The organism is Micromonospora sp. NBC_01412, assembly GCF_045040215.1.
Taxonomy (GTDB): Bacteria; Actinomycetota; Actinomycetes; order Mycobacteriales; family Micromonosporaceae; genus Micromonospora; species Micromonospora rubida.
The window spans coordinates 1,458,583-1,477,960 of the sequence record NZ_CP109528.1 but is presented as its reverse complement, the minus strand read 5'-3'; the positions used below and the strand labels follow the sequence as shown (position 1 = coordinate 1,477,960).

Below are 19,378 nucleotides of genomic sequence, written 5' to 3'. Positions count from 1 at the left end.
TTCGGATCGACGCGACGGAGCCTCGACCACCGCTCACTCGTGTCACCGTCGGCGTGCTCCCGCGGGGCCTGCGGGAGCACGCCGCCGGACGGTCAGAGCATCCGGCGGAAGGCGGCCACCGCGTCCTGCTGCATCCGCCGCGACACAGCCGCCTCGGTCACCAACGCGGAGCCGTGGAAGGTGGCCGGGTACAGGTGCGCCTCGGTCGGCACGCCGGCCTGGGCCAGCCGCTGGGCATAGTGCATTCCCTCGTCGCGTACCGGATCGAACTGGCAGCTCGATATGAACGCTGGCGGCAGCCCGGCAAGATCCTCCGCGCGGGCCGGGGCGGCGTACGGCGACACGCTCGGGTCGCCGGGCTTGACGTCGTCCCCGAGGTAGTAGGCCCAGCCCAGCTCGGCGCTGGGGCGATTCCAGATCGGGGTGTCGACGTAGGCGCGCATGGACACGCTGCCGAGCTGGTCGTCGAGCACCGGGACGTCAAGGTACTGCATGGCCAGCCGCGGGCCGCCGCGGTCGCGGGTCAGCAGGGTGAGGCCGGCGGCGATCCCGCCACCGGAGCTGCGGCCGTAGAGGCCCAGGCGGGTGGGGTCCACGCCGAGTTCGTCGGTGTTGCCGGCCAGCCAGCACAGCACCGCGTAGCAGTCCTCCAGGGCCGCCGGGAAGGGCTCCTCGGGCGCGAGGCGGTAGTCGACGGCGATCACCACGGCCCCGATGCCGGTGGCGAACGCGGCGGCGTCGGCGTGTTCGAGCTCTAGGTCGCCGAGCACGAAGCCGCCGCCGTGCAGGTGCAGGACGGCCGGCGCCAGCGCTGCCGCCGGCTGCGGGGTGTAGATCCGCACCGGGACGGCGGGGGCGCCGGCCGGGCCGGGCACCGTGCGGTCCAGCACGGTAAGGCCGGTCAGGTCGGGCTGGGGAAGCTGGGCCGCGATGGCCCGCCCGACTTCGCGGGCGGCGGCCGGGTCGCGAAGGTCGAGGATGGGCAGCATCGGGACCCACGGCGCCAGCTCTGCATCAAAGGGATATGTCATGACAACCTCCACGGCCGGGACCGCTCGGAAGGCTGCCGAGCGGCACTCGTCTTACCGACGAGCGACCGGGCAGGGATCAGACATCCTGGGTGGTACTACTTTCCGGCCCCAATCCTTCGTCGAGAGCCCGGCCAGGAGCAACGAGCTCATCCTGGGTTGCCTTGCCGAGTCGGCCTGACGTCGCGGCCGTCGGTCCGGCACCGACCGCTCACGCGGCCGGTGCCGGACCCGGTCAGCCCGCCAGCAGCAGCGCGACGCCGGCCAGCGCGCCCAGCGCGGAGAAGCCGGCCCCGATGCCCAGGGCGAGCCGTGGCGACTGCGAGACCCGCCGGGAGTACCTGATGCGGTTCTCGACGAAGTGGAAGGTCAACCAGGCCGGGGCGATCGACAGTGCGATCACCAGCAGTCCGGTGGACGTCGACAGCGGTCCCCAGTACGTGGCCGCGATCGCGAGCATCGGCCAGTGCCACAGGTACAGCGAGTACGACAGCGCGCCGATCCAGCGCAGTGGCGCGATCCCGAGCAGAGTCTCCGCCCCGCCCCGGGCCGTGGCGCAGCCGGCCGCGATGACCGCCGCGGTGCCTAGCACCGGCAGGGCGGCAGTGTAGCCGGGGAAGTCCATCATCGGGGTGAAGAACAGGCCCGTCACCAGCACCGCTGCCAACCCGGCCCAGCCCAGCACGACAGCGACCGGCTTGGGTAGCCGGGCCCAGGCCCCGACCGACATGGCGACGCCGGCGCCGACGGCCAACTCCCAGATCCGGCTGGTGGTCTGGAAGAACGCCGGGGACTGCGCACCGACGGTGGTGGTTACCGACCAGGCCAGCGAGCCGGCGGCCAGCAGGCCCAGCGCCGTCGCCAGCACCGGCTTCAGCCGGGCGCCGGACACCTTGGCCAGCGCTACCGCCAGCAGGATAAGCAACGGCCAGATCAGGTAGTACTGCTCTTCGACGGCAAGCGACCAGAAATGCTGGACGGGGGACGGCGGCATCGTCGGGTCGGGGTGCGTGAAGCGCTCGGCCAGCCGCCAGTTCAGCAGGTAGGCCACTGCGGCGACGATGTCGCCGCCGATCTGACCCCACCGGCCACGCGGCACCATCAGGAACACGAACACCGCTGTCGTCAGCAGCACCACGTTGACCGCCGGCAGCAGTCTCTTGGCCCGGCGGGCGTAGAAGTCGATCAGCGCGACCCCGCCGGTCCGGTCCTGTTCGGACAGCAGTTGGGTGGTGATGAGGTAGCCCGAGATGACGAAGAAGACGTCGACGCCGGCGAAGCCGCCGGAGAGCGCCGGCACGCCGGCGTGGAACAGCATCACCATCACCACGGCGACCGCGCGGATTCCCTCGATGTCGCCACGGAATCTGGAGCGCGGCCGGTCGGGCGGACTTGGGTGGCTCGGCTCGCCGACGGCCGGCGATGGCGCCGGCCGTTCGGGGCCGGCGGGTTGGACGGGCGCTAAATGCGCCGGGTCGGCTGGAGCGGACACCATTCCTCCTGAGGGGAATTCGGAAAGCTTGATCTAAATCTATGAGCATGAGGCTGGCTGCATTCGTGGCCATATTTAGCAGGGAATCGTTCTGTTGTCGAGACGTGCGGCGTCGTGAATGCTGTGACATGTCGTGAATGGGATACATGGCCGGCCCCGCGGGATCGCAGTGGTGGAGCAGTCGACGACCGCTTTCTGTGGAAAGCCGAGATAGTTGCGGCAATGGCCGGATACCTAATTTATTCGAGCTAAATGAATGCATTGCCCTTGGCTTTCGACTCCAAGGCCCCAGCCGCCGGTGGATGCTGAGCTTCGCCCCCGCAACAACCCTGTCTATTGCCGGGTGAGGCCGACGGTGGCGGCGAGGCGGGCCACGTCGGCCGAGGTGGGGCCGGCGCGCAGGATGGTGGTCAGGGCGGCGCGAGCGGCGGGGCGTAGCCGGGTCTCGGCGGGGGCGATGCCGTCGGCGGTGACCAGGGCGCGGCCGGCGGCGTGGTGGTCGCCGAGGTCGAGGTGGGCGCGGGTGATGTCGATGAGGTGGGCGGCGCGGTGTTCGGCGGGGAGCAGGTGCCAGGCGTCGTCGGCGGTGGCCCGCCGGTGGGCGGTGACGGCCCGGTGGTGGTCGCCGACGCGCATGGCGGTCAGGGCGCGGGCGAGTTCGACGGTAACGGGGCCGAACCAGATGCCGTCGTGGTCGCCATGGTGCCGCTCACCGTGGGCGGTGGCGAGGCGGGCCGCGCGCTCGGTGAACTCGGCAGTGGCGGCGGCGGCCCCGCACGCGGCGGCGGCGAGAGCGGCCTCGGTCAGCAGGGTCCCCGTCAGCGCGGGCTCCTCCGGCAGGAAGGCGCGGGCGGGTGCCTGGTCGAGCCGCTGTGCGGCGGTGGCGGCGGCGGCCATCGCCAGCCGCCCCCGCCGCAGTGCCCGGAGCGCCTGGGCGAGGGAGACCGCCGCGAGGCCGGCGCGGCGTGGATCACCGGCGGCGGCGGTCATGGCCCGGTCGGCGGCCAGCCAGGCCAGGTCGGCCTCGCCGAGCTTGGCCAGCACCTGGGCGGCGAGCCGGTACACCCGCACCGGCAGGTCGGCGGCGGCCGGGTCGTCCGTCTGGACGTGGTGGGCCCGGCGGCTGTCGCCGAGCAGGTCCGGCAGCATCCGCAACACCTGGGCGTGGTGGCCGTTGCGGTACGCCGTCCAGGCGTACCCGACCTGGCCGTCAAGCTGCCGCAGCGACGACGCCGGCTGGCCGTCGCTGCCGAGCCGGGGTACGTCGTAGCGCGCCAACGCCTCGCGCACCCGCTCCACGGCGCTGCCGGTGTCGGTGTCGGTGGCCGGTCCCCGCTGGGCCCTGCTGGCGAGCAGGACGGTCGGGGCGACGCCGAGGGCTGCGGCGACCGTCTGGATCACCGAGAGCCGATCGAGGGTACGGACGCCGCGCTCGACCTTGTCCACCCAGCTCTTGGACTTGCCGATCCGGTCGGCGAAGACCTGCTGATTCATGCCCCGGTTGACCCGCAGCTCCGCCACCCGCCGCCCGATCGGCAACTCGTTGCCGGTGCGCCGGACGGGCCGGGTCATCGCTCCTGCTCCGTTGGCGGCTGCATGGCCAACGTGGACTCCCCGCAGCGCGGACACCACCGGGACTTGACCCGGAACGCGAGGAGCCCGAGCAGGAAGCCCGGCACCAGCCCGCCGAACACGACCGACACGACTTCGGAGATCACGAAGACCCTCGCTTTCTGACGAGGCAGAGGAGCGGTTCATGGGCGGGATTGCGCCCGCAAGTACTTGGTCACCCGGGCAGCCGCCCTCTCGGCCTGCTCGACGAGCGTGAGTAGCGGCGAGTTGGTTGGTCGGCGCAGCTCAAGCGCGTCTTCTGCCCGAGCGAGAGCGGCCAGGTGGACACGGGTGGACTCAAGAGCGCGGTTGACCACCTCGATGTCCCGCGCCGGTTCGCCGACCTGACCTTCCATGCCACGTCCTTGGTGATCGAATCTTGACGGTGGGTAACGTTGGATTCATACCAACCATTTTAGTTGGATGAGGGCCAGTCAAGACCATGCCGATAGATTGGTTGGTACGACATCAGGAAGGATGGCGACGTGGGTCAGCCGAAGTACCGCCAGATCGCGACCGAGCTTCGCGGCCAGATCGTGTCAGGAGCGCTGCGCGAGGGTGACCGGCTTCCAACCGAGCCGCAGCTCCAAGAGCAGTACGGCGCCTCACGCAACACGGTCCGCGACGCAACCGCATTGCTGGTCAACGAAGGCTTGGTGCACAGGGTGCCGGGACGCGGCGGAGGCATGATCGTCCGAAGGAAGGTCACCCTGACGTTCCACGCTCATCGCGCCGAGATGCCTGCCCAGCCGACGGCCGAGACAGACGCGTGGCGGTCGGAAGTTGTGGCGCAAGGCTATGAGGCGTCACAGGAGTTCTCCCTGACGATCCAGTCGCTCTCACCCGACCTCGCCGAACGCCTCCACGTCGAGCCCGACTCGGTCGCAGTGCTGCGGCGATGCGTCCGGTACGTCAACGACCAGCCGTCCTCGTTGCAGGACAGCTACTACCCGATGGACCTCGCAGAGGAGGTCCGCGAGTTGCTCTCGCCGAAAGACATCCCGCAGGGCACCACCCGGCTCCTGGCCGAACGGGGTCACGAGCAGACGGCCTTCTACGACGAGTACGTCTCCCGGATGCCAACGCCCGAGGAAACGAGGCTGCTCGGGTTGCAGCCCGGCACGACGATCCTGCTGCACATCCGCACCGGGTACACCGCGCAGCGCCCCGTACGGGTGTCCTTCAACGTGTTCGCCGGCGACCGCAACCAGATCGTCACCACCCACGGAGACGTGCGCATCATCGGCAGATTCCGCCCGGAGGAAGCCCCCGAATGATCACCATGCCGGCCCGGCTGAGGGATGTCGACGTCATCATGAGCTGGCGGCGCGAGCGCGTGGCGTGGCTTGCCGCCCGGGACGAAGAACAGTGGTCCATCCCGCTGCCCCGCTCCGCCGTGGCATCGACGATCTCAGCCGGACAGACGTGGATGGTCTGGGACGGCGACGAACCGATCGCCACCATCACCCTGACCGCGTACGTGGACGTCGACAACCTGTGGAAACCGGACCGGGACCCCGAGGCGCTGTGGCACCCGGAGGATGACCCGGCCGACGCGTTGTACGCGGCAAAGATGATGATCCCGCTCGCCCATGCCGGTGAAAACCTTGGCGGTGAACTACTGGACTGGGCTGGTGGCCGGACATACGAGGCGGAGCTGACGTGGCTGCGGCTCGACGCCTGGACCACCAATCACCGGCTGCACGACTACTACCGCCGGCAGGGCTTCCGACACGTCCGTACCGTCGAGTCCCGCGTCTCCGGCGCGTGTTTCCAACGGCCCTCCCAGCCGTATCTGAACGGCCGGCTCAAAACTGAGGCAGCATGACCGCTCCGGAACCGCCATTGGCTGCAGGGCGATTACGGAGTCGGGCCTGTCGTTGCGTGATCGTTTGCTGATTTGTGAGACGACACGCCGGGCGAGTTCTCCAGAATCAGCAGACGATCGTGAAGTCCCAATCCCAGGGGCGGGGCGGGGCGGGGCGGGAACGCCGACGCCGACGTCGTCGCCGACCGGCGGGCAACACCGCCGCGCCCCCTCTGCTCTGCTGCCCCCTGTGCAACGCTCGCGGAGCGCGACGGTTCTGCCGGCCTCTCATGTTCCTGGCGTGGGTGCCGCTCCGCGGCAGGTATGCCTCCCGGCGCCTATGGAGCTGAGTCGGATACGACATCAGCCACGCTCGCCGTGCTCGGCGACCGCAAGCGACGACCCGACGGGCGGTGGGTAACCGACGGCGGTGGGTAACGCGACGGCGGTGGCTCGACCGGCGGTGATGACGTGGACGACTCAGCTCCATAGGCGCCGCCCCACGGCATCGACCGGCCCGCCCACAGCTCCGCCCCGGGCCACGGTCCCCGGGCCGACCAGGGACCGCACCCGCGACAACGCAATGCCCCTGAACGCCGGCAGGCTTCTTTAGCGTCGGAGTCGAGCGCTGACGTGCTGCGAGTCGGTAAAGCCTCCTTCTCTGGCGCGGCGGTCTCGTCGTCATCTGCCGGCGGCGTCTGAATGGTCCGTTGCTGGTACTCGATGACCTCGCAACTCTCTCCACGGCGGTGGCGATCCTGCTGCTCCCCGTGCCTACTCGCGGCCGGTGACCCGGGTTACCACTGGAAGTTCGAGCAGAGCAGCGCGACACCCACGAGCGCCAGGGCGACGGCAGAGCCTTTGAACCATCGAGCCTTGCGGCGGTCTCGCCGGCCTACGGCAGTCGCGACGCCGAAGCGGAGGTACCCGGCGACGATGAACGCGAGGTACGCGAGGACGGCACGGGTGGTCTCCACGGTCCTGATCGTACCGTCGGGGGCCAGGGCGCCCGGTGGTCCACAATCCTGACGCGTCGCGCACGCGAGTGGTCCCGACGCCGTCGTCCGGCGGCGGACGCCAGCTGTCGGCGAACTGGCGTAGAGCAACCCGTGCCGGTGGGCGACGGACAACAGCCCGGTTCCCATCGACGCCTATCTCTGGTGCGAGCGGCCCGCGCATGGTAGGAATTTGCCAAGCTCGGCGTCGTTTGCGAAAGATTTCACCCAGAGAGGCTTCGATGAGGATAAGAAGGATCATGGCCGGCCTCACGGCAGCCATCGTCGCTCCGGCGGTGGCGGCCACACCAACCTGGGCGGCCCCCACGGGCGAACAGATCGTCAGCTACCGCGGCTACCAGGTGCAGGTGCCGGCGGACTGGCAGATCGTCGACCTGTCCACCGACCCGCACGCATGCGTCCGGTTCGACCGACTCACGGTCTACCTCGGTCATCCGAGCGCCGAGCCCTGGTGCCCCACCGGGCTGGTCGGGCGCACGGCAGGACTGATCATCGAGCCCATCGACGCCGTCACCGCGGAGCGCCTCACGGCGGACACCGCCGTCACGGCCAGCGGCCGGGCGACCGTGGACACCCTGGTGTCGCGCGACGGAGAGGCCCAGGTCGCGGTGCGCGACGCGGGCGTACTCGTCACGGCTCTCCACACCCCGGACACCGAGCCGGCGGTCCGCCGGATCCTGGCCGCCGCCAAGCTCGGCGCGGGTGCCACGCCGGTATCCCTGGACGCCGTCCGCGCGGCCTCGACGCCCGCCACGGTGGCGCCGTCGCTGGCAACCGGCCCGCAGCCGGGCACCTACACCGGCAAGGGCTTCGACACGTGCACCGCGCCGTCGCAGTCGACGATGGACACGTGGCGCAACAGCTCGCCCTACCGCGCCGTCGGCATCTACATCAGCGGCGCGAGCCGATCCTGCACCCAGGCCAACCTGACCGCGACCTGGGTGACCAACCAGGCTGCCAAGGGCTGGCACCTCATCCCCATCGAGCTCGACCGCCAAGCGCCGTGCGGCACCCGCCTGCCGAAGATGTCGTACGACCCCGCCACGGCGCGGTCCGAGGGTGCGACCCGGGCGACCAGTGCGGTGAACGCGGCCAAGGCGCTGGGCATCCCCGCCGGGAGCGCGATCTACAACGACATCGAGCAGTATCCGGCGGGTGAGTCGTGCAAGGCGGCCGTGCTCTCGTACCTCTCCGGCTGGACCGAGCGGCTCCACACGCTCGGCTACCTCTCGGGCATGTACTCCAGCGGCTCCTCCGGGGTCCGGGATCTGTGCAACGCCTACAACGACACCCGGTACACCCGCGTCGACCATCTCTTCCTCGGCTGGTGGAACGGCGTGGCGAACACCGATGCCGGCGACTACTGCCCGGACGCGTACTACAGCAACCACCAGCGCATCCACCAGTACACCGGCGACACCAGCGAGACCTGGGGCGGCGTAACGATCTACATCGACCGCGACTATCTCGACGTATCCACCGGAACCACGGAGCCGCCGCAGGGGTTCACCGTCACGGTCGACAACACCACCACGGGCCGGTTCACCGCGAGCGCGAACTGGAGCACCTCAGCCTATTCCAGTCAGCGGTTCGGCACCGACTACCGGTTCGCCACCCCGACCCCCGCCAGCGATGCCGCCTGGTTCGGAGCGGACCTCCCGGAGACCGGCAGCTACGAGGTCTCGGTCTGGTACCCGGCCGACCCGGGCTACAACGACTCGACCCCGTACGTCGTCGCCACCACCAGCGGCAGCCAGACGGTGAAGGTGAACCAGCGGCTCAACGGGGGACGATGGGTGTCACTCGGCGTGTTCACGCTGGCCGCAGGCTCAGGCAACAAGGTGGGCGTGAGCCGGTGGACCAGCGGCACCGGCTACGTTATCGCCGACGCGGTCCGCATCACCCGCGCCTGACCGACGGCATGAACAAGCGGTTGTGACGCGACAGCCGATGGCCCGGGCCGATGTGGTCGACCCGGGCCATCGGCTTCCGTCCGCCTGGGCCGGCGTCGAGGTGGGCCCAGCTCAGCCCTGTGCGTCGAGCTGGGCCCGGTTCGGCGGGGCCTACCCGTGCGGTTCGGCGCCGGCCGCCGACACGACGAGGTCCAGGTCGCGTATGACCTCGGAGAACGCCACGGGTGGCACCTCCGCGAGGGGGACCGCCGAGCCGGCCGCGAGGAAGCGCAGTTCGCCGACGACCACGTCGCCGCCGCCGAAGTAGCCGTGCAGTTCGCAGGCCAGCGCGGCGGTGAGCCCGGCGGTCACCGGGCGGGTCGCCTGGTACGCGTCGTACCGGTCGTGGGTCGACCAGCCGCGTCCGGACAGCAACTGGCCGGCCACCCTGCCGTCGACGGTGTGGCCGGCGAACCGTCGCGACACGTCGACGGTGTCGCGCTCGGCCGGAGTCAACAGGTACAACTCGCGGAACGCCTGCTTCACGGGCTGTTGGATCAGCAGCCGGACGATCTCCGCCTGCCAGTGGGCGAGCAGGCGCCGCTCGTACAGCAGGAAGGGGTGCGCCGCGGTGACCGGGCCGTCGAGGTCGATCTGGTCGAGCAGGCCGACGGTGCCCGTCCGGTCCTGCCAGATCAACGCGGGCAGCATCGCCTGCCCGGCCGGCAGCCGCCGCAGGCGGTGCAGCTCGTCGGGGTTGAGGGTGCCTCCGGTGGCGACCAGCCGCTCGATCATCCCGCCGCGCATCCGGCGGGCCTGGTCGCGCAGCCGTTCCTGGTGTTCGCGCGCGTGGGCGTACCGCGGGTCGGTGCGGACCGCGGCCGGCACCGACTTCAGCGCCCTGCCGGCCCTGCTGACCGTGAGAACCGGATCGGCGTCGGCGAGCCGTACCCCGACGGTGTAGTCGCCGATGTGCCAGTCGCCCGGGGTCTCGGTGACGACGCGGGCCTCGCAGTCCCACTCCAGGCGGTCCGCGTCGGGGAGGCCCGCCACCTGGGCAAGGTGGTCGAGGGCCACCGCGACCGCGGCGGCGTGGCTGTGCCGGCGGTTGGGGCCGAGCTTCGGGCCCCGGCCCGCCACCTCCCGCAGGGCCAGATGACGATCGAGTACGGTCTCGCCGTCGGCGAGCGGCAGCAGTCCGAACGCGGCGATCCCGGACAGCGCGTTGCGCTTGACCCGCTTCTCGACGGCCGCCCGGTTCCACCCCAGCGCGGCGGAGATCACCTCGCTCGGGCAGAGTCCCAGCAGCCGGCGGGCGCCGTCGTCACCGGCCCGCCGCGCGGCGGCCAGGATGTCGGCCCGGTCCTGCCGCCCCGCCTCCGTCGCGGCGGTCGCCAGCACCAGCCGCAGCAACGGCTCCGCCCCCGGCAACCCGAGCACCGGCAGCAGCACCTCCGCGTCGCCGGCCGGCAGCCGCAGCTCGAAGGCGTACCGCCGCTGTTCGGCGGTGCGGTCGCGCAGGTGGTCCACCAGGGCGGACCGCTCGTCGTCGGTCAGCTCGGCGGGGCCGAAGCGCTGGGCCATCCGGCGGTCGTGCGGCCGGTCCAGGGCCCGGAGCACGAACCGCAGGCCGCGCGGCACCAGCACCTCGGGCAGCTCGTCCCAGTCGGGCTCGGCCGGCGAGGTCAGCCGCCAGGCCAGCGCGTCGAAGTAGTCCCGGACGACCGGGGCGCAGCAGGCCGACGCCGAAGCCACGGCACTGCCCGCCGACGCCGAAGTCGTGGCGCCCTCCGCCGGTGAGCCCCCGCCGATGGCCCTGCCCAGGTACGCGTCGTCGGCGAACGCCTTCTCGATGACCTCGACATCGAGCGCGCCCGCCACGTGCAGGGCGTCCAGGATCCGCACCACGGTCTCCCGACCCGCGCGGCCCAGCGGGGTGAGCACCAGCAGCCGCAGCAGGCGCACGTCGTCGTCGGCGATCGCCCGCTCGGCCAACGGTTCGAGCGGCGGCTTTCGCCAGCCCACCCGGTCCACGGCGGACGCCAGCATCGCCGCACGGCGGGCGGTGGGCCACGGGCCGTCCAGCACCTCCGCCGGGTCGTCCGGGTTCCGCACCGGGAACGCCTCGTCGTACACGTCGTCGAGCGCGGCGCTGATGTCCGCCATGTTCCCGCCGAGATGCCCACCGGTCCGTTCGATACTGTCGCCGGTCGCCAGCCGCCGCCGGACCCTGTTGGCGAGATCCCGCAGCCCCGCCAGGTCACCGGCCTTCGCCAGGCCCCCGGCCTCGTCGACCAGCAGCCACAGCGCGTCCCGCTCCTCGCGGACCGCGTCGGCGTACATGCCGGGAACGTCAACCACGGGTCACCCGCAGGCCAGGGCGGTCAGCCACAGGAAGACGGTGCTCTCGCCGCCGAGCCGGGCCGGGCGCCGGCCGCCGTACCTTCACCTGCAACATCGACACGCCCCCGTCCCGCCCACCACAACTGATCACCGACGGGTCGACCATACCCACGGCATTCAGGTTCCGGTCCCCACCTCGGCGACCGATCGGGCCCGCCGGCTCAGCGAGTCGACACGCTCGGTGAGCTCGCGTACGGCAGCCTCGTCGCCGCCGTCCACGGCCGTGATGCCGTCGAGCAGCGCCGCGTAGTCGGACGTCAGCCTCAGGTACCTCCGGCCGAACTTCCGGTCGGTGTCGCGGGCCCGGCGCTCCGCCCGGGCGTACCGCTGGTCGAGGTCGATGATCTGTTGGGCCAGGACGGCGGTGGCGGCGCTGAGCGCGCTGCGGCCGTCCGCGTGCTCGTCGCGGCGGCTGCGCCGGGTGGCCGCGAGCCGGCCCGCCCGCCGGCCGCCGACATAGAGCGCCGTCGCCCCGGCGACGACGCCCACGATCGCCGCGACCGCGAGCAGGAAACGGGGCAGCGACGGGCTGATCGTACGGGCGCCGTCGGGCACGGTGCCGGCCTTCACCAGCAGGTCGTAGTTGACGGTGACGACCTTCAGCGCCTCCAGGGGACGGTCGGCGAAGGTGTCGACCCCCCGGCCGACGGTCCCGTCGGCGGCACCCGCCTGGGTGGTGTGGGTACCGACCGAGTCTCGCCGATCGAGTCAAACCGTTCCACACGGCCCACTCGTGTGCTTATTCCGTGACCGACCCCTGCCGCATCCTGGTCGAGGGCCGGGAGCGGCGGCGGACCTTGGACGGTTCCCGTCGCCCACGAGCGCGAACTGTCCAACGTCCCGAGGGAGGACGGGCGGCGGGGTAGGCAGGTAGGTAGGGGTGCTCATCCGGCGCGCTGCGGTTCAGGGAAGGATCGTGCCGTGAACACCTCGACGCGTACACGTGCTCTGCTCGGTGGGCCGGTCCTCGCGGTGGCGACGGTCGCGGCCTGGTGGGCCTGGCTCGGCTGGGACACCGAGTACACGGTCGACCCGGTGACCGACTCGGTCAGCGGCCCGTACGAGGTGTGGCAGGTCGTCGGGTGCGTCCTGTCCCTGGCGGTGATCGCAGCCGTCGGCGGCTGGACGCTCCGCCCCTGGCTGGTGGCGCCGGTCATGACGGTGGCCTTCACCGTCGCCTGGGCGTGGCAGGCGGCGACGAGCGACGACTCGGGCCTGTGGGCGGTCGGGGCGGTCCTGATCCTGCTCGGGATGGCGGCCGGCAGTACCGCGGTCAGCCTGGGCGCCCACCTGCTCCACCGACGGCGTGCCGGCGGAAGCTGATCCGCACCGGTCGCCACGTCGAACCTGTCGGAGACCGCGCCGGTCGGTCAGCGCGGTCTCCCCGGCCACGGCTACACCCTGCCCACCGACTACGACCTCGATGCCGCCCGCACGGCCGCGTTACCGGCGAGGACGGGGCAGCGCCCGCGCCGCCGGCTCGGTAGCGTGCGTGGCCATGCGCAGCGGGGCCGGTCCGGAGTGGTGGACGGCCGTCCCGCCGCTTCGCGTCAGCCACCTCGTGGGCGTCGACCCCGAGCTGCTCCGGTTGGCCCTCGACCCGCTGCCGCCGTCCGCGCCGGCCGTGGTCGCCTACCGGCCGGCGCGGGGCCTTCCCCTCGCCGGCCTGGTCACCGTCCTCCTCGACGAGTTGGAGGACGCCGCCCGGGCGTTGTTTCCCCGCTGGCTGCCCGGTGCGGCCCGGCTCGACGACCGTGGACGCCTCGGCGCCCCGGCCGCCCGGGAACTCGCCACCCGGGTCGCGGCCCGCTCCGACCACTTCGGGCCGTTCCTCGCCGACCTGGCCGAGCGGGCCCTGGGCTCCCGCCGTGCCGGAGCCCATCCCCGTGACCGACGGGAGCAGCCGGGCGGGAGCCGCCCGCAGGTCCCCGGCGAGGACCGACGGGAGCAGCCGGGCGGGAGCGGCCCGCAGGTCCCCGGCGAGGACCGACGGCGTACGCGCCCGTCGCGCTTTCCCGCCGAGGTGCGGGCCGCCGGCCTCACCCGGGTGCTCGCCGACGCGTACGACAGGCAGTCCTGTGTGCTGGTGGCCGAGTCGCCGGAGGGGGCCGGCCCCGAGGACGAGCGGGCGCTCGTGGCGGCGGCCGAGTGGCTGGTGCAGCACGGCCGGTGCGCGGTGTGGCTGGTCGGCCCGCTCCCGCACGGAGCCGACCGGGTCCGACCGGTGTCGCTCCGGCTCCCGACGCAGCTCGCCGAACTGGCCGGGGGCGTCGGTCGGGTTTCCGACAGCCCTGTCGGTCCGGGTGGCGCGGGCCTGGCGTACCCGCCGCTGGCCGGGACGCCCCGTCCGGACAGCGCCGCCGAACAGGCCCTGGAGCGGGCCCTGGCCCCGCACGACTGGGCCCGGGACCGGCGGTGGAACCACACCTACGAGTGGCATCCGCTGGGCCGGCCGTACCGATTGGATCTCCTCTGGACGGTCGAGGGGCTTGCGGTCGAGGTGGACGGCCCGGAGCATCGGGGAGCCATGATGTTCGCCGACGACCGGCGGCGCGACGTCCAGCTCCAGCTCCTCGGGCTCGACGTGCTTCGGTTCACCAATGAGCAGGTGCTGACCGACGTCCAGGCCGTGGTCCGGAGCATCCGGGAACTGCTGGCCCGGCGCCGCGCGGCCGGCGCGCACCCCTGACAGGAATGAGGCACCGATGTCGAGCAGCAGTGCGGACCTGCCGAGCCTGACCCCCAACCAGATCAACGTGCTCGTCGTGCTGATGGTGGAGGCCCGCAAGCTGACCAACTCCGAGCTGCGGGAACTGGCCGGTTTCCCGCTGACCGGCAAGGACAACGAGAAGCTGGTCAAGGCCGGTCTGGTCGAGACCGACAGGTCTCACCGTCCCTTCTCCCACGAGCTCACCGACGAAGGCTGGCGGGTCGTACGCGAGCTGCACACCGGCGTACCGCCCAAGGCGGGCGGCTCGGCCAGCCGGTCGCTGTTCACCCTGCTCGCCAACCTGCACCGAGGGCTGGACCGGCTCAGGGTCAGCCACGGCGACTTCTTCAAGCAGACCGCCGGCCAGCCGGCGCTGGCCCGGCTCGTCGCGGCCGGGAGCGACGAGGGTCAGGCCGTTCCGCCGCCGGTCACCGGGACCGCCCCCGCCCCGGCGGGCGGCGACGTGGAGGAGCGGATCCGGGCGGCGTACCGGGAGCTGGCCAAGGCCCCCGGCACCTGGGTCGGCCTCGCCGACCTGCGCGACCGCCTCGGCGACGCCGACCGGGCGGTCGTGGACGACGCGCTGCGGGCGATGCTCCGGCGGGACGGCGTCCGGATCATCCCGGTCGCCAACAGCAAGTCGCTGACCGCGCGGGACCGGGCGGCGGCGGTACGCATCGGCGAGGAGGACAACCACACCCTGTCGATCGGGGCGGCATGATCGCCGGGGACGAGCGCGCGGCGCTGGAGGCGCTGACCTTCAATCCGGCCGTCACCCCGGACGACGTCTGGCGGCCCGCCCCGCACGACGTGCCCGAGCTGCACGAGCGGGTCGTCGCCGAGATCCTGCGTGGGGTGGCCCGGGCCCGCACCGACGACACCAGCCGTCCCCTCGGGGTGGCCATGCAGGGCCGGGCCGGCTCCGGCAAGACCCACCTGCTCGGCGCGGTCCGCGAGCGCATCCAGCGCGACGGCGGCTACTTCTTCCTGGTCAACATGGTCAGCGGGAAGACGTTCTGGGCGAGCGTCGCGCTGGCCATGGTCGAGGGGATGGGCCGGGAGGGCTACGGCTGGGGCACCCAGCTACGCAAGTTCCTGCGCCGGCTCACCTCGCAGCTCGGCATCCCGGCCGAGGTCCGCGACGCGGTGGCCGGCGTCCGGCCGCTCACCAGGGAGGACCTGGACACCTTCGTCCGCGCCCTGCGCACCCACCACCGGGAGGTGGGCCGGGACTGCCAGGACACCGCGCGGGCGCTGGTGCTGCACGGCTCCCGCGAGTTCGACGACCAGGACGTCGGGTACGCCCACCTGATCAGCGAGCCCGGTGACCCGGCCGGCCGGGCCGCCTGGGGGCTGACCACCAGGCTGTGCACCCCGCAGCAGATCGTCCAGGACGTCTCCCGGCTCATGGCGTTGACGCTGGACCCGACGGTGATCGCGGTCGACCAGCTCGACACGCTCTTCGCCCAGACCAGCACCTCGATGTTCGACCGGTACGCCGAGCTGGACGACGCCCAGGCGATCGCGTTCGGGCCGATCGCCGACGGCCTGCTTACCCTGCGCGACGTGACCCGTCGGTCGCTGGTCGTCGTGTCCTGCCTGCCCGACACCTGGGAGCTGCTGACCCGCAGCGCGCCCACCCCGGTCGCGGACCGGTTCCGGGTGTCCGTCCTGCCGGACCGCATCCCGACCTCGGAGATCGGGCGGGCCATCGTGGAGAAGCGGTTCACCGCCGCGTTCGCCGCGCTGCGGTTCACGCCGCCCGCGCCGACGTGGCCGATCGGCCCCGAGGCGTTCGCCGACGCCTCGAACCTGACCCCGCGCGCCCTGCTGCGCCGGGTGGATCGGCACGTCTCCTGGTGCCGGGACGCCGACGAGGTGATCTTGCTGGACCGGCTGATCGACGGCGGCGACCCGTCGGCCCCGACGCCGGGGGCGACCGGGGCGGTGGATCTGCGGCCGTTGGACGAGCGGTTCGCCGCGCTGGTCGAGGCGGCCGAGGTGGGCCCCGCGCTCGACCACCGGACCGAGGACGAGCGCCTGCCGGCGCTGCTCGCCGCCGGGCTGGCCGCCTGGATCGCCGAGCAGGCCCCGACCGGGGCCACGTACAAGTACGACCCGCCGCCCGGCCGTAAGCCGGCCCTGCACGGCCGGCTGATCGAGGTGCTGGACGAGGCCACCGAGAACGAGGCGCACTGGTGCTTCCGGGCGATCTCCCACCCGAACGCCGTCGCCACGATCGCCCGGGTCAAGGCGGCCTGCACGATGGCGGGGCTGGACCGGCAGTACCCCCAGCGCCGGCTGGTGCTGCTGCGCAACGGCCCCTGGCCGACCGGGAAGCGTACGGCCGAGGTGCTGGCGGCGTTCGACGCGGCCGGCGGGGTGACCTGCGCCGTGCCGGAGGCGGACCTGCGGGTGTTCTCGGCGCTGCGCGAGTTGGGCCGCCGCCCGGACGCGGCCTACCAGGAGTGGCTGGTGGCCCGCCGGCCGGCGGGCGGCACCGCCCTGTTCCGCGCGGTCCTCGGCGACCCGGACCCCACGCCGGCCGCGCCCGCCCCCGGTCCCGCCCCCGGTCCGGGGCCCGCCGAGCCGCAGGCCCCGCACCCGGCCGTCGAGCCGGTTCCGCGTGGCGCCGCCGAGCCGGTCCTGCATACCGGCGACGGGTTGGTGTCCGGCCACGGCGACGGGTCGGTGTCGGGTTCCGGCGAGGGCCGCGTTCCGGGCCCCGTCGGGGACGGCGCGGTGGTGGTGGCCCTCCCGGCCGTCGGCGAGCAGCCGGCGGGCGGCGGGGGCGCGGCGGTCCGGCTGGGGCAGACCACGGACGGGCGGCGGCCGTTCCTGGTCGACCTGGAGTCGCTGCGCCGGCACACCGTCGTCTTCGCCGGCTCGGGATCGGGCAAGACGGTGCTGATCCGGCGGCTGGTCGAGGAGTGTGCCCGGCAGGGCGTCTCCTCGATCGTGCTGGACCCGAACAACGACCTGGCCCGGCTGGGGGACGCGTGGCCGCAGCCGCCGGTCGGCTGGGGGCCGGGCGACGACGAGCGGGCCCGGGACTACCTCGACCAGACGGAGGTCGTCGTCTGGACGCCCCGGGTCAACGCCGGGCGGCCGTTGAGCTTCCAGCCGCTGCCCGACTTCAGCCCCGTGCGGGACTCGCCGGACGAGTTCGACCAGGCCATCCGCTCGGCGGTGGAGGCCCTCGCGCCCCGGGCCGGGGTGAACCGGCCCACCCGGCTCGCCCAGCAGGGCAAGGCCGTGCTGACGGAGGCGCTGCTGGCGTACGCGAGGACCGGCACGGTGGGCCTGCCCGGCTTCACCGAGTTCCTCGCCGACCTGCCCGACGGGGTGAGCCGGCTGGCCCGGGCCGACAAGCTCGCCCTCGAACTGGCCGAGACGCTCAAGGCGGCGATGGTCACCGACCCGCTGTTCGGCGGCACGGGTGCCCCGGCCGATCCCGGCCTGCTGCTCACCCCGACGCCCGGCCGGCGGGCCCGGGTGTCGGTGATCAGCTTCGTCGGGCTCACCTCCGACCAGGAGCGGCAGAGCTTCGTCAACCAGTTGCAGATGGCGCTGTTCGCCTGGGTCAGGCGGCACCCCGCCGGGGACCGGCCGCTGGGCGGCCTGTTCGTCATGGACGAGGCGCAGACCCTCGCCCCGTCGACCGGGAACACCGCCTGCACGGCCAGCTCCATCGCCCTGGCCTCGCAGGCCCGCAAGTACGGCCTCGGGCTGGTCTTCGCCACCCAGGCCCCCAAGGGCCTGCACAACCAGATCTCGGGCAACGCCACCACCCAGTTCTTCGGTCTGCTCAACGCCCCGGCACAGATCGACGCGGCGCGGCAGCTCGCCGAGGCCAAGGGCGGCCGGCTGCCCGACATCGGGCTGCTGAGCAGCGGCCAGTTCTACGTCGCGAGCGAGGGCTTCCCCTTCGTCAAGGTGGACACCCCGCTGTGCCTGACCCACCACCCCAAGGCGCCGCTGACGCCGGAGGAGGTGGTGCGGCGGGCGGGCTGAGCCGGGCCGCCCCACGCCGGACGACGCCGGGGCCCGCCCGCGTCAGTAGGCCAGCTCCACCGGCCGGCCGAGCAGGTGGGCGCCGTTGTTGCCCAGCCAGCCCTCCGCCGCCGCCGCGTGCTGGGCGAAGGTGTGGATGTCCCGGAAGCGGCGCTGCACCGGGGAGGAGTCGCGGGCCGCGCCGCCCCCACCCGCCCGGTAGCAGGCGTCCACGGCGGCGGTGGCGACCTCGGTCACCCAGGGCAGGCTGGCGGAGATCTGCGGGCGCAGCGCGTCGACCGCGGCGGGGTTCTCCGCGTCGGCCGCCCGGGACAGGTCGTGGGCCAGCGACCGCACCAGGGCCCGGGCCGCCCGGACGTTCAGGTCGGCACGGCCGAGCTGCACCCGGAAGGCCGGCGAGTCGGCCAGCGACTGCCGCGCGTACAGCCGCTGCCGGCCGCCGTCGAGCAGCGCCACGGTGTCGTCCAGGGCGCCCTGGGCGATCCCGACGGCCACCGCGCCCAGGTGCAGGACGAACTGCGCCAGCGGCGCGACGAACCCGGGCCCCGGCACGCACGGGACCCCGGTGAACAGGTCGAAGCTCTGCTCCACCGGGCAGAACACCGACTCCATCAGCACGTCGTGGCTGCCGGTGCCGCGCAACCCCAGCGTGTGCCAGGTGTCCTGCACCGTCACCGAGCCGGCGGGCAGCAGCACCGAACGGATCTCCACAGGTTGGCCGTTCGGGCCGGGCAGCGGCTGGCCGTCCCCGGTGAGCACGCAGTTACCGAAGATCCAGTCGGCGTGCCGGGAGCCGCTGGCGAACCCCCACCGCCCGGTGACCTGGAACCCGCCGTCGGCCAGCTCGGCCCGGCCCTGCGGGGCGAAGCCGCCGGCCACCACGACGTCCGGGCCCGACGCGTAGAGCTTGTCGAACCGGTCCCGGGGCAGCAACGCCAGCAGGTGCGGCGTCTCCGCGCCGATCATCACCGTCCAGCCGGTGGAGCCGTCGGCGCGGGCCAGCTCCTCCAGCACCGCCAGCCCGGTGTGCGGGTCCGCCTCGTACCCGCCGTGGCTGCGCGGCACGAACATCCGGAAGCAGCCGGCGGCCCGGAGCCCGTCGAGCAGGTCGGCGGGCAGTTCCCGGGCGACCTCGATCTCCTCCGCCCGCCGGCTCAGCTCCGGCGTCAGCTCCCGTACCGCATCTGTCAGTCGGGTGCGGTCCTGTTCGTCCATGGTTGCCTCCTGCTCGCCCCGGGCGTCGCGGCGCCGTCCCGGCGCCGTCGGACTCGCGGCGCCGGCCTGCGGCATCCGCGGCTCAGACGTTGGACGGCCCGGCGTCCCGGCGGGAAGGGACGGCGGTACCGGGCCGCCGGGCCCCCTGCCCGGCGGAAGTTCCCGGGTGGACGGGACGGTGCGCACCATG

The 19,378-nt window shown here is 72.9% G+C and carries 16 protein-coding genes; 7 read left to right on the top strand and 9 right to left on the bottom strand.

Annotated elements, in window-relative coordinates; genetic code table 11:
* Positions 1–92: 92 nt before the first annotated feature.
* The 5 genes from OG617_RS06385 to OG617_RS06365 all read right to left on the bottom strand — a co-directional run bounded on the left by OG617_RS06385 (position 93) and on the right by OG617_RS06365 (position 4,487).
* Entirely contained in the window at positions 93–1,031 is a 939-nt protein-coding gene (locus OG617_RS06385; RefSeq protein ID WP_405099558.1) for an alpha/beta hydrolase, read from the bottom strand.
* A gap of 232 nt (positions 1,032–1,263) precedes the next feature.
* The gene (locus OG617_RS06380; protein WP_405099556.1) at positions 1,264–2,523 is read right to left on the bottom strand and encodes an acyltransferase family protein; all 1,260 of its coding nucleotides are present in this window, start codon (positions 2,521–2,523) and stop codon (positions 1,264–1,266) included.
* A 330-nt stretch (positions 2,524–2,853) separates the two neighbouring features.
* The gene (locus OG617_RS06375; RefSeq protein WP_405099554.1) at positions 2,854–4,092 is read right to left on the bottom strand and encodes a helix-turn-helix domain-containing protein; all 1,239 of its coding nucleotides are present in this window, start codon (positions 4,090–4,092) and stop codon (positions 2,854–2,856) included.
* Complete coding sequence (locus OG617_RS06370) at positions 4,089–4,238, bottom strand: hypothetical protein (RefSeq protein ID WP_266264216.1); 150 nt, start codon at positions 4,236–4,238, stop codon at positions 4,089–4,091. Before OG617_RS06370 ends, OG617_RS06375 begins: the two co-directional genes overlap by 4 nt.
* Positions 4,239–4,274: 36 nt before the next feature.
* Positions 4,275–4,487, bottom strand: a complete 213-nt coding sequence (locus OG617_RS06365; protein WP_405099552.1) for a hypothetical protein — start codon at positions 4,485–4,487, stop codon at positions 4,275–4,277.
* A gap of 129 nt (positions 4,488–4,616) precedes the next feature.
* On the opposite strand from OG617_RS06365, the gene OG617_RS06360 reads away from it, so the two are divergent.
* Positions 4,617–5,408: a GntR family transcriptional regulator gene (locus OG617_RS06360; RefSeq protein ID WP_405099550.1), complete on the top strand. Its 792-nt coding sequence runs from the start codon at positions 4,617–4,619 to the stop codon at positions 5,406–5,408.
* On the top strand, positions 5,405–5,959 hold the full coding sequence (locus OG617_RS06355) for a GCN5 family acetyltransferase (protein WP_405099548.1): 555 nt from the start codon (positions 5,405–5,407) through the stop codon (positions 5,957–5,959). The genes OG617_RS06360 and OG617_RS06355 overlap by 4 nt, the downstream gene beginning before the upstream one ends.
* A gap of 776 nt (positions 5,960–6,735) precedes the next feature.
* On the opposite strand, the gene OG617_RS06350 is transcribed toward OG617_RS06355, so the two are convergent.
* Positions 6,736–6,915, bottom strand: coding sequence for a hypothetical protein (locus OG617_RS06350; RefSeq protein ID WP_396681772.1), 180 nt, complete (start codon positions 6,913–6,915; stop codon positions 6,736–6,738).
* 278 nt (positions 6,916–7,193) lie between these two features.
* Here OG617_RS06350 and OG617_RS06345 point away from each other — a divergent pair, with 278 nt between their 5' ends.
* On the top strand, positions 7,194–8,867 hold the full coding sequence (locus tag OG617_RS06345; RefSeq protein WP_405099545.1) for a glycoside hydrolase domain-containing protein: 1,674 nt from the start codon (positions 7,194–7,196) through the stop codon (positions 8,865–8,867).
* A gap of 150 nt (positions 8,868–9,017) precedes the next feature.
* Here OG617_RS06345 and OG617_RS06340 read toward each other — a convergent pair whose 3' ends face one another.
* Positions 9,018–11,207, bottom strand: a complete 2,190-nt coding sequence (locus OG617_RS06340; RefSeq protein ID WP_405099543.1) for a DUF4132 domain-containing protein — start codon at positions 11,205–11,207, stop codon at positions 9,018–9,020.
* A gap of 159 nt (positions 11,208–11,366) precedes the next feature.
* A complete protein-coding gene (locus OG617_RS06335) occupies positions 11,367–11,819 on the bottom strand; it encodes a hypothetical protein (RefSeq protein WP_405099541.1) in 453 nt (150 codons plus the stop codon).
* A gap of 351 nt (positions 11,820–12,170) precedes the next feature.
* Here OG617_RS06335 and OG617_RS06330 point away from each other — a divergent pair, with 351 nt between their 5' ends.
* The 4 genes from OG617_RS06330 (at position 12,171) to OG617_RS06315 (ending at position 17,973) form a co-directional block, all read left to right on the top strand.
* Positions 12,171–12,572 (top strand): hypothetical protein, encoded by a 402-nt coding sequence (locus OG617_RS06330; protein WP_405099539.1) that lies wholly within the window; start codon positions 12,171–12,173, stop codon positions 12,570–12,572.
* 175 nt (positions 12,573–12,747) lie between these two features.
* Positions 12,748–13,938, top strand: a complete 1,191-nt coding sequence (locus OG617_RS06325; protein ID WP_405099537.1) for a DUF559 domain-containing protein — start codon at positions 12,748–12,750, stop codon at positions 13,936–13,938.
* A 16-nt stretch (positions 13,939–13,954) separates the two neighbouring features.
* Positions 13,955–14,680 (top strand): hypothetical protein, encoded by a 726-nt coding sequence (locus tag OG617_RS06320; protein WP_405099535.1) that lies wholly within the window; start codon positions 13,955–13,957, stop codon positions 14,678–14,680.
* Positions 14,677–17,973 (top strand): helicase HerA domain-containing protein, encoded by a 3,297-nt coding sequence (locus OG617_RS06315; RefSeq protein WP_405099533.1) that lies wholly within the window; start codon positions 14,677–14,679, stop codon positions 17,971–17,973. Before OG617_RS06320 ends, OG617_RS06315 begins: the two co-directional genes overlap by 4 nt.
* Positions 17,974–18,015: 42 nt before the next feature.
* On the opposite strand, the gene OG617_RS06310 is transcribed toward OG617_RS06315, so the two are convergent.
* Positions 18,016–19,188, bottom strand: coding sequence for an acyl-CoA dehydrogenase family protein (locus tag OG617_RS06310; RefSeq protein WP_405099531.1), 1,173 nt, complete (start codon positions 19,186–19,188; stop codon positions 18,016–18,018).
* Between the last annotated feature and the right edge of the window lie 190 nt (positions 19,189–19,378).